The organism is Plasticicumulans acidivorans, assembly GCF_003182095.1.
Taxonomy (GTDB): domain Bacteria; phylum Pseudomonadota; class Gammaproteobacteria; order Competibacterales; family Competibacteraceae; genus Plasticicumulans; species Plasticicumulans acidivorans.
Genome location: NZ_QGTJ01000003.1, coordinates 174956 through 189103 on the forward strand (window position 1 = coordinate 174956; position 14148 = coordinate 189103).

The window sequence follows — 14148 nt, forward strand, 5'->3', positions numbered from 1 at the left end:
TCAGAAGTTCATGCTGTACTGGACACCGAGGACCCAGGCATCGTCCTCGTAGTCACCCTTGATCCGCCCCTTCGCGGCGACGCCCTGACCGCTGCTCTGGTCGTTGTCGATGCGGGCGTCGTTGACGAACAGGTGGGCGACGCCGAAGTCGACGGCGCTGTCGGGGTTCGGCTTCCACTGCACGCCGGCGGACAGCCACAGGCGGTTGTTGTCGGGCAGCGAGACCAGCCGCTCGCTGGCACCGCGCACCGGCGTCTGATCCCAGGCGGTGCCGAACTTCAGCGTCAGATCCTCGGCGTAGCGGTAATTGACGCCGAGCGCCACCCGCCAGGCGTCGCGGAAATCGGTCGCCAGCGTCTGCGCCGTGCTGCCCGCCAGCGGGCCGGAATCGCGCTTGATGTCGATGCGCTGGATGCTGCCCCAACCGGTGCGCGAAACGTCGGCGAGCAGCGTCCAGCGCGCATCGAAGTCATGCACCAGGCTGAGGATCCAGGTGTCGGGCAGCATCAGCCGGGCCTTGGCATCGCTGCTCGCCGCGGCGTTGAGCGCGGCACTCGGCCCGTCGGCCTTGATGTCACCGCTGAGGTCGTAGCCGATGCGCGAGCGGTACGACAGGCCGACGCGGGTCTGCGGCGAGAGCGTGAACAGCGCGCCGGCGTTCCAGCCCCAGCTGTCGTCATCGAGCTTGAGCGTCAGCTCGGTGTTGGCCAGCACCGGGCTGAGGATGCCGGCGGCGCGTTTGTACTCGGCCTCGAAGCGCTGCCAGTTGAGACCGGCGCCGAGCGAGACGAAATCGTTGATCTTCCAGGCGATCGACGGATTGATGTTGAGCGTCTTGATCTCGAAGTAATCCGAATGCGCCGAGCCGAGCCACGGGCGCTGGTAGTCGGTGCGCAGGCCGAACGGCGCGCCGAGGCCGAGGCCGATCCACAGATCGGGCTGCAGCTGCCAGCTCAGGTAACCGTTGGGCACGTAGCCCCAGTTGCCGGCATCACCACCGTCGCCGCTACCGGCCAGTGCGCCGGCGCTGGAGCCGTCGTCGCTGAACTTGAAGCTCGGGCGGATCGCGGCCAGACCGCCGGACACCGCACGCGGCGCCAGCAGCGTCATCGCCGCCGGGTTGTAGAACACCGTCGAGGCGTTCTCGCCGAGCGCCGCGGAACCGGCGTAGGCATTGCCGAGGCCGCTGGCGTTCTGTTCCAGCAGCTGGAAGCCGGCGGCGCCGGCCTGGGTCGAGCACAGACCGAGAACGACGGGCAGCAGTTTCAACGGTGGGCGGCGGTTCATGTTGTCTCTCCAAATCCCGGTCTGGCGGGTCAGTGTCTTTATGCTTGCATCGCGCCGGCGCAGCCGCCGGCACTGTCCGTGCGGGCGCGGCTTCAGGCCGTATCCGCGCAAGGACCTGGCGCGGCGCGGGCCGCACTCAGGTCGAAAGGAAACTCATCGACGTGCACGACGCAGTCGCGCAGGCGGTCGCGACGTTCGAGCAGGGCGTATTCCTCGGCGTCGACCACGCCGTATTCGAACGCCAGACGGTAGAGGTCGCGGACATTGGCGCGCGGATCACCGGCGAAGCGCCCGGCCTTTTCCGCAGCGCGGACTTTGGCCTCGGCCGGCTCGGCGACCAGCGTCGCCACCAGCGCCGCTTCGATCGCCGCCAGCGGCTCGCGCTCGTCACGCGGCACGAAGCCGGCGCCGCACAGCCGCTCGCGCGTCGGCGAGGGCTCGCTGAGCGCCTGCGCCAGCGCCCGCAGCAGGCGGTCGTGCGGCGGCCGGTACGCCCGCCCGAGCGGGAATAACAGCCCGCGCAGCAGCCAGCGCACCGGCCGATACGGGAAGTTGTCGATCAGGCCGTCGAGCGCCTGCTGGGCGCGATACAGCGCATCCTGCACGCCCCAGTCGAGCAGCGGCCGGTCGGCCGCGGGACGACCGTCGTCCTCGAAGCGCTTGAGTGTGGCGCTGGCCAGGTACAGCTGCGCCAGCACGTCGCCGAGCCGGGCCGAGAGCAGCTCACGGCGCTTGAGCGAGCCGCCGAGCAGCAGCAGCGCGACATCGGCGCTGAAGGCAAACGCCGCCGCGACCCGCGTCAGCTGGCGGTAATGCCCGCGGGCAGCGGCATCGACGTCCGCATCGACGCGTGCCAGGCGGGCACCGCTCAGGCCGTGCCCCAGTGCGCGCAGGCCGTTGCCGGCGATATGGCGCAGGTGCGCGAACAGCGCCTGGTCGAAGGTGCGCAGACCGCGCGCGCGGTCGCCATCCTGCGCCGCGCGCATCTCGGTCAGCAGCCAGGGATGGCAGCGGATCGCCCCCTGACCGAACAGCACCAGGCTGCGGGTGAGGATGTTCGCGCCCTCGACGGTGATGCCGATCGGCACCTGCTGATAGGCCCTGCCGAGGAAGTTCGCCGGGCCCAGACAGATGCCCTTGCCACCAATGACGTCCATGCCGTCGTTGACCACCTGTCTTGCACGCTCGGTAATGTGGAGCTTGACGATAGCCGAGACCACCGCCGGCTTCTCGCCGAGATCGAGCGCGCCGGCGGTCAGCCGCCGCGCCGCGTCGATGACGTAGGTGTGCCCGGCGATGCGCGCCAGCGCCTCGGCGACGCCTTCGAAGCGGGCGATCGGGGCACGGAACTGCTGGCGCACGCGAGCGTAGCCGCCGACGGCGCGCGCCGTCAGCCAGCTCATGCCGGTGTAGCTCGACGGCAGCGAGATCGAGCGCCCGGCGGCCAGGCACTCCATCAGCATGCGCCAGCCCTGCCCGGCCATCGCCGGGCCGCCGATGATGAACTCCAGCGGCATGAACACGTCGTGCCCGCGCGTCGGCCCGTTCATGAACATCGCATCCAGCGGCCGGTGACGGTGGCCGATCTCGACGCCGGGGTGATCGCGCGGCACCAGCGCGCAGGTGATGCCGAGGTCTTCGACATCGCCGAGCAGGTGTTCCGGGTCATAGAGGCGAAACGCCAGGCCGAGCAGCGTGCAGACCGGCGCCAGCGTGATGTAGCGCTTGTCCCAGCTGACGCGCATGCCGAGCGTCTCGTGACCGTCCCAGTAGCCGCGGCAGACGATGCCGGCATCGGGGATCGCGGCGGCATCGGAGCCGGCCCACGGGCTGGTCAGCGCGAAGGCCGGGATCTCCTCGCCGCGCGCCAGCCGCGGCAGGTAGTAGCGCTGCTGGCTGTCGGTGCCGTAGCGCAGCAGCAGCTCGGCTGGGCCGAGCGAGTTCGGCACCATCACCGAGACTGCCAGTGCCGAGCAGCGCGTCGACAGCTTGGCGATGACCGTCGAATGCGCCAGTGCCGAAAAGCCCAGTCCGCCGAAGCGCTCGGGGATGATCAGACCGAAGAACCCCTGCTCCCGCAGGTAGCGCCACAGGGACGGCGGCAGGTCGTGCAGCGTCTGTGTCACCTGCCAGTCGTCACACAGCCGGCAGGCTTCCTCGACCTGCTCGTCGAGAAAACGCTGTTCCACCACGTTGAGCCGCGGCACCGGCAGCGCGGCCAGCCGCTGCCAGCGCGGACGCCCGCTGAACAGCTCCCCCTCCCACCAGACACTGCCGGCTTCGAGCGCCTCGCGCTCGGTCACCGACATCCGTGGCAGCGCCCGGCGAAACACTGCCAGCAGCGCGCGGCTGAGCACAGGCCGGCGCAGCGGCGGCAGCGTCAACACAGCCACGGCCGCGGCCGCCATGATCAGTCCGCTCACCAGCATCGCGCCGTCTCCCTGCCACACCGTGCATACCGACTGTCCGCCCGACGGCGCGACATCGGCCACGCGGCGCCGGCCCGCCTCCCTGCCCCATTCCCAGACCAGCGGTCAAACCGGATCGTCATGTCACCACGCGCCTCAACCCCGTCACACGCTGTAACCGTAGATCGTCATTGCCCGCTCGGCGCGTCCGGTCTGACCGCTGCAGATTGCGAGATGTGCGATCGGCCACGGAAAGCGCTGTCGCTGGGTGATAAACACCGTGTTTGAGCGGCGCTCATGAGCGGCGACAAGCGATGCACGCTGGCTATGCTTGCGGGCACCGGCCGAGGGCCTGCCCGCCGCGGGGGACGATTCGCAGACACGGCAGCACGGGCAGCACACCGGCGTCAGTGGTGTTATTTCCAGCTCTCGGTGCAGTCGCGAGCTTCAGCAAGGGATTCCGATGAGCAAACTGCTGGTGCTGGTCCTGTGGATGCTGAGTGCGGGGGTGTCGGCGCAGCCGGCGAGCGAACCGCCTCCGGCGCGCATCCTGCTGCTCAACAGCTACGCCCCGGGCTACCGCTGGAGCGACGGCATCGAAGCCGGCCTGCGCGCCCGCCTGGACGCCGACGGCCGTCCCTACGAGTTGTCGGTCGAATACCTCGACAGCCGCCGCTTTCCCGATCCGCAGCTGCGCGAGGCGCTGCTGCCGGTGCTGGCGGCCAAGTACCGGCGCCTGCCGCAGGACTTGCTGGTAGTGGCCGACAACGCGGCCTTCAACTTCGCGCTGCAGCACCGCGCGCAGCTGTTTGCAGGTCTGCCGATCGTTTTTTGCGGCTACAACAACTTTCGCGCCGACGCCATCGCCGGCGTCGATGACATCACCGGCGTCAACGAGGAGGTCGACATCGTCGCCACGGTGGAAACGGCGCTGGCCATCCATCCGCACACCGACACGCTGGTGTTCATCGTCTCCTCCAAGGACGCCTCCGGTGTGCGTCAGACCGAGGCCGTCGAGCAGGTGGCGATGCCGCATTACCGCGACCGCTACCGCCTGATCGAACTCAAGGACACCCGCCTCGACGAGCTGAACGCCCGCCTGGCGATGCTGCCGGCCGATGCGCTGGTGTTCATGGCCGGCCTGCTCGGTGAGTCGCGCGACGGCCGCCCGCGGAGTCCGCTCGAAAACGCCCGGCTGATCGCCGCCGCCAGCCCGGTGCCGGTGTATGCCTTCTGGGAGTTCATGCTCGGCAGCGGCATCGTCGGCGGCCGGCTGCTGCGCGGCAGCGATCAGGGCCAGGCTGCCGCCGAGCGGGTACTGCAGATCCTCGACGGCCGTCGCGCCAGCGACATTCCGGTGCTGATGACCTCGCCGACGGCGCTGCTGTTCGATGAGCGGGTGCTGCGCCGCTTCGGCATCCGCGATGCCGCACTGCCCGCCGGTGCAACGATCATCAACCGTGCCGACGGTCTGTGGTCACGCTACCGCTGGCAGCTCGTGCCGGTGCTGCTGCTGATCGCGCTGCAGGCCCTGCTGATCATCGCCCTGCTGCACGTGATGCGTCAGCGCCGGCGCGCGCTGGCCGAGCTGCAGGGAGAACGCGACCGTCTGGAAAGCCGCGTCGCCGAGCGCACCCGTGAACTCGGCAACAAGCAGGCGGAGCTGGCCGAGGCGCTCGGCGCGCGCGATGTGCTGCTGGCCAATGCGCTGGTCGGCATCATGCTGATCCGCAAGCGGCGCATCGTCTGGGTCAGCGAGTACATGACGCAGCTGTGCGGCTACTCGATGGCGGAGATGCTCGGGCGCTCGACGGAATTCCTCTATGCCGACGCCGCCGACTACCGCCGCGTCGGCCACGACAGCCCGTTGCTGCTGGCCACCGGCCGCGCCTATGAGGCCGAACACCGCATGCGCCACCGCGACGGCAGCGTGCGCTGGTGCACGCTGCACGGCAAAGCCATCGACCCGTCGACGCTCACCGCCGGCATCCTCTTCGTCGTCAGCGACATCGACGATCGCAAGCAGGCCGAACAGGCGCTGCAGCGCGCCAACGCCGAACTGGCGACGCTGGCCGCCACCGATCAGCTCACCGGCCTGGCCAACCGCCGCCGCCTGCTCGAAGCGCTCGACGTCGAAATCAGCCGCGCCAACCGCTACCACCAGCCATTCGCGCTGATCCTGCTCGACCTCGACCACTTCAAGGCGGTCAACGACCACTACGGCCATGCCGCCGGTGACCGCGTGCTGCGCGCCACCGCCGGCATCCTCGCCGCCAATCTGCGCCGCAGTGATCTGGTCGGACGCTGGGGCGGCGAGGAATTCCTCGTCATCTGTCCGGGCACCAGCGCCAGAGCCGCGGCGCAGCTCGCCGAGCTGCTGCGCGCACGGCTGGCGGGCAACCGCTTCGGCGCGCCGGAGCAGGTCACGGCCTCCTTCGGCGTCGCCGGGCACTGGCCGGGACGTTCCATCGACGCGCTGGTCAAGGCCGCCGACGATGCGCTCTATGTCGCCAAGGAGCGGCGCGACTGCGTGCACTGCGAACCGCCCGAGGCCGCCGCCGCGGCTCAGCCGCCGGAGCGGAAGAACGCCGGCTGACGCTCCAGCGCATCGGCAAACTCAGCAAGCGACGCCGCGCCGTCGGCATCGCTGAGCGAGGCCGCCAACCGCCGCGCCAGTGCCGCCAGCGCGGCGGGATCGGTATTCAGCCCGTCGCGGCAGGCGGCGAACAACGCGCGCACCGCCTGAACATCGACGGCGTCGAGCGCCGGCAAACACTGGTGCAGGCGCAGCAGCGCCAGACCGGCGGTGAGCGCGGCGATGCCGCCGGCCAAAGTCGCTGCCGCCGCCTCGCCGGCCACCGCCGACCGCGCCACCAGCCGCAGCACCCGCCCGAGGGTGCGGGCCCGCCACAGCGCGGCGTTCGGCGGGCGCCGCGCCATCGCCAGCCGGCGCAGATCGTGGACGCATTCGCGCACCAGCCGGCGCAGCTGTGCCGGCGGATCGCTCGGCAGCAGCCAGCGGTAGACCAGCGCCACCCAGGCGACACCGGCAATCGCGCCGAGCCCCGCCGGCAGCAGATGGTCGAGACTCGCCGGTGCAGCACCCGGCACCGGGTTGAACATCAGCAGGAACAGCATTGTGAAGTCGGTGCCGGTGATCGCGGTCGGCGGGCTGGCGATCAGCAGGCAGCCGGCGAACAGCACCGGCACGATGCCGAGCAGCTGCCACGCGAAGCTGTCGACGCCGGCGAGCAGCCAGAGCTTGCCGAGCAGCGCACAGGCCACTCCAGCCACCGAGCCGCGCAGCACCGCCAGCAGACCGGCGAAGGCGCGGTCGCTGGCGGCGAAGATCGAGCACATCACCGCGCACGACATCAGCATCGTCAGGCCACCGGCCCAGCCGCTGAGCTGCCAGAAAGCGGCGACGGCAGCGACCGCCAGCCCGGCGCGCCGGGCCGCGTGCCAGGCCAGGGCGCGGTCACGGTGAAAGTGCGGATGCGGCCGCGGTGCCAGCCCGACCGCCGTCGCCTGCTCGCCGGCGCGGCGGGCATCGGCCGCGGCAGCGAGCGCTTCGGCGAATTCATCCAACCGCGTGCGCAGCGGCCCCGCCGCCAGCTCGCCGGCGAGCAGCGCCGTGGCGCTCGCCGCCGGTGCCGCGCGGCCGCCGTCGAGCACCTCGGCCAGACGTGCGGCCAGCGCCGGCCCGCCGGGCTGCGCCGCCAGCAGCGGCTGCAGCGCGCGGGTGCGGGCGACCAGCAGCAGCGCGGCGACGATCAGCTCGCGCGCGGCCCGCACCCGCGTGCGCCGGCCGTCCGACCCGGCACCGACCTGATCGCAGCGGGCATCGAGCGCGGCCAGCTCGGCGAGCAGCTCGCGCTCGCGCGCCGCCAGCGCGGACTCATCACCGCCACGCAGCGCGCCGGCGGTCCAGGCCAGCGTGGCCCGGCCGAGGTCACGCACCCGCGCCCGGAACTCGCGGACATCGGCCCCCGGTGTGAACCCCGAGCTGAGCAGCGTCGACACGACCACGCCGATGGCGATGCAGCCGACCCGCGCCAGCGCGAATTCATCGAGCCGCCCCGGCTCGGCGAAAGCTGGCAGCGCGACGATCACCGGCGTGTAGCCAGCGAGCACCGCGGCGTAGGCACGAATACCGCGCAGCCACTGCGCCGCGCCGGCGCACAGACCGAGCCACAGCGCCAGGCCGGCCAGCGCCAGCGCCGGCTGTTGCGCCAGACGCAGCAGCAGCTCGACGACCAGCGCGCCGAGCAGCGTGCCGAGCAGACGGTAGAAGCCTTTCGCCAGCTGCAGGCCGCGGGTCGGCTGCGCCACCAGACCGACGGTCATCGCCGCCCACTGCGGACTGTCGAGGCCGAGTGCGGCAGCCAGCGCCAGTGCCGCCAGCATGGCGAGGCTGGTGCGCAGTGCGAACAGCAGCGCCGGCCGGGTCGGCTGCAGCAGCGCGTTGCGGCAGGCGCGCAGCACGCTCATGGCCCTTCGTCCTCGGCACTGCCACGGCGCGCCGCCAGCACCGCATCGACGCGGGCGAACACGCGGCCGAACAGTGCCAGTTCGGCATCGTCGACATCGGTCAGCAGCTCGCTTTCCAGCGCTTCGATGCGCACGCGCAGCGCGTTGACGGTGTCATGGCCGGCGGCCGTCAGGGCGATGATCTTCGCCCGCCGGTCCTGCGGATCGCTGCGCCGCTCGATCAGCCGCTGGCGTTCGAGGCCGTCGAGCAGGCGCACCAGCGTCGAGCCTTCGATGCCGAGCGATGCGGCCAGCGCGGTCTGGTGAAGACCGTCGCCGCGATGGGCGAGATGCATCAGCGGCCGCCAGGTCGCCGCGGTCAGCCCGGTGACGGCGATCGCGGCATCGACCTCGCGCCGCCAGCGGCGGGCGAGCAGACCCAGACGAAAGCCGAAGTTGTGTCGTGTCAATGGGAATTCGTTCATAAGCACATTATTAGCTAGCTAATAATGTGCACACAATCGATCAATCCCGACCGCTGTCTCCCGCCGTTGCGCCCGCTTGCCGCGCTCAGGGCAGCAGCAGGCGTTCGGCGCGCTGCAGCGACTCCGGCGAGCCGAACAGCACCAGCGTGTCGCCGGCGCACAGGCAGGTGTCGAGCGACGGCGCCAGTTGCCGCTCGCCGGCGCGCACCAGCGCGGTGATGGTCACATCCTCCAGGCCGCAGCCGCCGAGCGGCTGGCCGAGCACCGGGCTGTCGGCTGGCAGCAGCACCGCGCGCAGGCGGTCGGTGCGCGCCTCGCCGGCCTCGCCGACCCAGTCGCCGCCGTCGAAAAACTCGCGCAGCAGGCGGTAATGGCAGGCGCGCTCGGCCTGCACGCGGCGCAGCACCCGACCGAGTGGCACGCTGAGCAACACCAGCACGTGCGCGGCGATCATCAGCGTCGCCTCGAAGGTTTCCGGCACCACCTCGGTGGCGCCGGCGCTGCGCAGCGCATCGACGTGGCTTTCGTCGCGGGTGCGCACCATCACCGGCAGCCCGGGACGCAGCGCCCGCGCATGCAGCAGCACTTTGTGGGCGGTGTCGGCGTCGGCGCAGCTGACCACCAGCAGGCGTGCGGCATCGACGCCGACCGCTTCCAGCACGCTGCGCTCGCTGGCATCGCCGTAGAACACCGGCTCACCGGCGAGGTGCGCCTCGCGCACCTTCAGCGGGTCGAGGTCAAGCGCGACGTAGGCGATGCCTTCTTCTTCGAGGAAGCGGCCGATGCTCTGACCGACGCGGCCGTAGCCGCAGAGGATGACGTGCTCGCGGCAGGCGGCGGCACAGGCGTCGTCGACGTGCGGCAGGCCGGGCGCGGCGACCGGCGGCGAGCGCCGCCGGGTCAGCAGGCGCGCGAGTGCCGCGTTGTAACGGATCAGCAGCGGCGCGACGAACATCGAGAACAGCACCGCGGCGAGCACGATCTGGCCGCTGCGCGGGTCGATCGCCTGCCCTTCCAGACCGAGTGCGAGCAGAGCAAAGCCGAACTCGCCGCCGACCGCGAGCAGCAGGCCGGTGCGCCAGGCCAGCAGCGCATCGCCGCCGTCACGGTGCACCAGCAGCGCCACCAGCAGGCTCTTGCTGGTGAGCAGCAGCAGCGCGCCGAGCAGCGCCTCGGGCCAGATCGCCGGCAGCACCGCCGGCTCGAACAGCATGCCGACGCCGACGAAGAACAGGCCGAGCAGCACGTCGCGAAACGGGCGGATGCTGGCCTCGATCTGGTGCCGGAACTCGGTCTCGCCCAGCATCATGCCGGCGAGAAAGGCGCCGAAGGCCATCGACAGGCCGAAGCTCGCGGTGGTCCAGGCGGCGATCAGCGACACGAACAGCACTGCCAGCGTGAACAGCTCCGCCGAGCGCCGTGCCGCCACCAGCCGGAACAGCGGCCCGAGCAGCCAGCGGCCGCAGACGAACACCAGCACCAGCGCCAGCGCCGCCTTGGCCATCGCCCAGAGCAGCGCCGTGCCGAGCTCGAACAGGCCGAGCGCGCTGCCGAGCACCGGGATGACCACGATGAAGGGCACTGAAGTGACGTCCTGAAATACCGACAGCGCGGTGCCCAGGCGGGCGTGACGCTCCTGCTCCTCGCCCTGCTCGGCGAGCTGGCGGCTGATGATCGTGGTCGACGACTGCGCGAACACCGCCCCGATGATGAACGCCGCCGCCGGCGCCTGCCCGGCCAGCCAGGCCAGCAGCGCGACCACCAGCGTGCTCAGCACCACCTGGCCGACGCCGAGGCGCAGCACCTGCGCGCCGAGCGCGCTGAGCTGCGGCGGTGAAAAGCTCAGACCGATGGTGAACAGCAGGAAGACGATGCCGAACTCGGCGAGCCCGTGGATCTGCGGCGCCTCCACCACCGGGCCGGCGGTGTGCGGGCCGAGCATGATGCCGACCAGCAGATATCCCAGACTCGACGGAATGCGCAGGCGCTGGCAGGCCGCCAGCACCACCACCGCACTGCCGAGCAACCACAAGGTCTGAACCAGCAACTCGCCCATCACCGGCGACTCTCCTGTCGTCATGTCTAAGCCGCGACGTACCGGCCACGGCAGCACGCCGGCCGGTTTGGTCTACGGTCATTGTTAAGGAGGAACATACGATGCGCCTGCGCCGAGTGCTTGCTGCCACCGATCTTTCCGCTGCGGCCCACCGTGCGGCAGCACGTGCCGCCCTCATCGCCGCCGGGCACGACGCGCGGCTTGAGCTGTTGCATGTGCTCGAACGCGATCCGCTGAGCCGGCTGCGCGCGCTGCTCGAAACCGCCTCGCCCGATCTGGCCGAGCGGCTGCGCGAGCAGGCGCGGCAGGCGCTGCACACGCTGAGCGCTGAGCTGCACCAGCGCCATGCACTGTCCGCCGGCTGCCACCTCGCCGAGGGCGATCTGCTGCCGGAGCTGGTGGCGCAGAGCGGGCGGCTGGAGGCCGACCTGGTGGTCTGCGGCGCCCGCGGCGGCAATACGCTGCGCCAGAGCCTGCTCGGCACCACCGCCGAGCGCCTGCTCGCGCACCTCGAACAACCGATGCTGGTGGTCCGCCGCGAGCCCGGCGCCGGCTACCGGCGGGTGCTGGTCGCGGTGGATTTTTCCCGCGTGTCGCCGGCGGTGATCGCCGCGGCCCGGGCGCTGGCGCCAGCGGCCGAACTGCTGCTGCTGCACGCCTTTCGCGTGCCCTTCGAGGGCGCGCTGATCGGCAGCGGCGTCGACACGGTGACGCTGACGCACTACCGCGCACGGCTGCAGGAGCAGGCCCACCAGCAACTGGCCGCGCTGGCCGCGGCGGCCGATCTGCCCGCCGCGCGCAGCAGCCAGCTGGTCCTGCACGGTGACGCCGTGCAGCGCATCCTCGATCAGGAAACAGCGCAGGACTGCGATCTGCTGGTGCTCGGCAAGCATGGCGAGCCGCTGCTCGAACGCATCTGGCTCGGCAGCGTCACCCGCGACGTGCTGTTTGCCGCGCAGGGCGACGTGCTGGTGGTGCCGTAAGCTCCGCGTCAATCCTCACCGGGCGCCAGCGCCTGCGCCCGCGCCAGGAATTCGGGATCGGCCTGCGCGAACAGCCGCGCCAGCTCGGCGGCCGAGCCGCAGCCGGTCTTTTCGAACACGTGCTGGCGGTGCACGTGCACGGTTTTTTCGCTGATTTCGAGCAGGCGGGCGATGCGCTTGTTGGCCAGGCCGCAGGCGACGTATTCGGCGACCTCGCGCTCGCGCGGCGTCAGCGCATCGAGCCGCTCGGCACAGGCGCGCTGCTGCGCGGCGGCGACGGCGGCCTGCCGGCGCGCCCGCAGCGCGCGTTCGACGGCATCGAGCAGGGCCTGGTCGCGGAACGGTTTTTCGAGGAAATCGACCGCGCCGTGCTTCATCGCATCGACCGCCATGGCGATGTCGCCGTGGCCGCTGATGAAGATCAGCGGCAGCTCGACACGGCGCAGCTGCAGCTCACGCTGCAGCTCCAGCCCGCTCATGCCCGGCATGCGCACGTCGACCACCAGGCAGTCCGGGCGCAGCGGCAATCCTTCGCGCAAAAAATCTTCCGCGCAGGCATACGCCTGCATGGCCCAGCCGACCGAATCGCCGAGATAGAGCAGCGAACGGCGCAGCGCGGCGTCGTCATCGACGATGCAGACGATGGGATCAGTCGCTGGAACGCTCGGCGGCATCGGCGATCTCCATGAGCGGCAGGGTGAAACCGACCACCAGGCCGCGGCCGGCGGGATTGGGCAGCGCATACATGTGGCCGCCGTGCGCTTCGATCAGCGTCTTGCACAGGGATAGACCGAGACCGACGCCGTCGCTCTTGGTGGTGAAGAATGGCTCGAACAGATGCTCGCGGCTGGCGGCATCGAGCCCGCAGCCATCGTCCCGCACTTCGATGCAGACATCATCGCCGACCCGCCGCGCGCGCAGCGCCATCATGCGTTCGGTGGACGGTATCGTCTGCAGTGCGTCGAGGGCGTTTTTCAGCAGATTGACCAGCACCTGCTGCAGCTGCAGGCGATCGGCGCAGACCACCGCACCGGGCAGCCCCTGCCGGGTCAGCGGCGGCGGCTCGACCAGCATGCCGGTGAACAGGTGCAGGGCGTCGTCGAGCAGGTCGTCGACGGCCAGCGGCTGGCGCTCGCTGGCGCGCTTGCGGGCGAACAGGCGGATGCGGCGGATGATGTCGGCGGCACGCTCGGCCTGCTCGGCGATCTCCTCGGCGCCTTCGCGCAGCGGCTGCGGCGCCAGGCGGCCGGCATCGATGCGGCGGATCATGCCGCGCGCGAAGTTGGCGATCGCCGCCAGCGGCTGGTTGAGCTCATGCGCCAGCGTGCCGGCCATCTCGCCGAGCAGGCCGAGACGGCCGAGGTGATCGAGCTGTTCCCGCGCACTGCGCGCCCGCGAGGCGGCCTCGCGCAATGCCTGCGTGCGCTGCTGCACCAGATATTCGACGCGCACCGCATGCACGATCAGCCCGAGCAGCGCAACGAACGCCGCCAGCAGCCAGCCCCAGTAGCGGCGCGCGAAGTCCTCGAAGCGCCATTCGCGCAGGTAGGCATACGGTCCGCTGCGCAGCTCGCGGTAAAGCGCGTGCACCGACTGGTAGTCGGTCGGCACGGTCCAGGCGTAGCCCTCGGGCGAGCGCGGCATCGACAGCAGCGCGGTGGCGACCTGCTTGGCGACTGCGTGCGGCACATGCGGCAGCACCGCGAACGGCCAGTCCGGATACAGCGGTGTCGAGTGCGCGCAGTGCAGCTGCTCGGTCGGCTGCGCTGCCAGCACGCGCAGGCCGCGCGCCAGCGGATCATGACGGGCGATCAGGTCTTCGAGCAGGCAGGCGCGGATGACGCCAGCATCCGCCCGCCCCTGCTGCACGGCGGCGAGGATGCCGCTCATCGGAAACCCGAGCCACAGCGGCTGCACGTCGCCGTGGCCGACGTCGAGCCCGGCGTGCAGCAGCTCACGGGCGACGATCAGCCAGCCGCCGAACGCCTGCGGCGCGGTGGCGGCGATGCGCTGGCCGCGCAGGTCGGCGAGCCGCTGCAGATCCTGGCGCACATCGAGCACGACCACGGTGGAGGCGATCGCCGCCGTCGGCGCGCTCGCCTGCGGCGATTCCAGCGTGGCGATGCGGCTGGCACGGTCGTCGAATTCGAGCGCGACGTAATCGCCGCTCGACGTCAGCACGAAGTCGATGGCGGCGGCGGCGGCGGCGGCGTGCAGGCCGGAGATGTCATACGGGCGCAGGATGAAATGATGCTGCGGCAGCTCCCGGGCGAGCGCATCGCGCACATAGCCCCAGTCCGCCGGCACCGCCTCGTCGCCGAAGGGCGCCAGCACACCGATACGCAGCTCATCGGCCTGTGCCGGCGCCAGCCACAGGCAGTTGAACAGAAGCAGGCGGCGCAGATACGAACCCACGGACATCGGCGGACGGTCGGCGGCAAACGGCCTTGCACTTTAAC

At 70.9% G+C, this 14148-nt stretch carries 9 protein-coding genes; 2 read left to right on the forward strand and 7 right to left on the reverse strand.

Features of this window, described 5'->3' with window-relative positions; translation table 11 throughout:
• Both C7443_RS06230 and C7443_RS06235 read right to left on the reverse strand, forming a co-directional pair.
• Complete coding sequence (locus C7443_RS06230) at window positions 1-1287, reverse strand: OmpP1/FadL family transporter (RefSeq protein ID WP_110017737.1); 1287 nt, start codon at window positions 1285-1287, stop codon at window positions 1-3.
• A gap of 92 nt (window positions 1288-1379) precedes the next feature.
• Window positions 1380-3716 (reverse strand): acyl-CoA dehydrogenase, encoded by a 2337-nt coding sequence (locus C7443_RS06235; protein WP_110017738.1) that lies wholly within the window; start codon window positions 3714-3716, stop codon window positions 1380-1382.
• A 442-nt stretch (window positions 3717-4158) separates the two neighbouring features.
• Between C7443_RS06235 and C7443_RS06240 the strand changes: the two genes are divergently transcribed.
• On the forward strand, window positions 4159-6291 hold the full coding sequence (locus C7443_RS06240) for a diguanylate cyclase (RefSeq protein ID WP_110017739.1): 2133 nt from the start codon (window positions 4159-4161) through the stop codon (window positions 6289-6291).
• Here C7443_RS06240 and C7443_RS06245 read toward each other — a convergent pair.
• The 3 genes from C7443_RS06245 to C7443_RS06255 form a co-directional block, all read right to left on the reverse strand.
• Window positions 6261-8186, reverse strand: coding sequence for an FUSC family protein (locus tag C7443_RS06245; RefSeq protein ID WP_110017740.1), 1926 nt, complete (start codon window positions 8184-8186; stop codon window positions 6261-6263). The genes C7443_RS06240 and C7443_RS06245 overlap by 31 nt on opposite strands.
• Complete coding sequence (locus C7443_RS06250; protein WP_110017741.1) at window positions 8183-8650, reverse strand: MarR family winged helix-turn-helix transcriptional regulator; 468 nt, start codon at window positions 8648-8650, stop codon at window positions 8183-8185. The genes C7443_RS06245 and C7443_RS06250 overlap by 4 nt, the downstream gene beginning before the upstream one ends.
• An 85-nt stretch (window positions 8651-8735) precedes the next feature.
• Complete coding sequence (locus C7443_RS06255; RefSeq protein ID WP_110017742.1) at window positions 8736-10706, reverse strand: monovalent cation:proton antiporter family protein; 1971 nt, start codon at window positions 10704-10706, stop codon at window positions 8736-8738.
• A gap of 101 nt (window positions 10707-10807) precedes the next feature.
• On the opposite strand from C7443_RS06255, the gene C7443_RS06260 reads away from it, so the two are divergent.
• Complete coding sequence (locus C7443_RS06260) at window positions 10808-11689, forward strand: universal stress protein (protein ID WP_110017743.1); 882 nt, start codon at window positions 10808-10810, stop codon at window positions 11687-11689.
• A gap of 8 nt (window positions 11690-11697) precedes the next feature.
• Here the strand turns inward: C7443_RS06260 and C7443_RS06265 are convergent, their stop codons facing one another.
• Together C7443_RS06265 and C7443_RS06270 are read right to left on the reverse strand one after the other, a co-directional pair.
• Window positions 11698-12363, reverse strand: a complete 666-nt coding sequence (locus C7443_RS06265; RefSeq protein WP_110017744.1) for a response regulator transcription factor — start codon at window positions 12361-12363, stop codon at window positions 11698-11700.
• Window positions 12338-14110 (reverse strand): sensor histidine kinase, encoded by a 1773-nt coding sequence (locus C7443_RS06270; protein ID WP_110017745.1) that lies wholly within the window; start codon window positions 14108-14110, stop codon window positions 12338-12340. The genes C7443_RS06265 and C7443_RS06270 overlap by 26 nt, the downstream gene beginning before the upstream one ends.
• Between the last annotated feature and the right edge of the window lie 38 nt (window positions 14111-14148).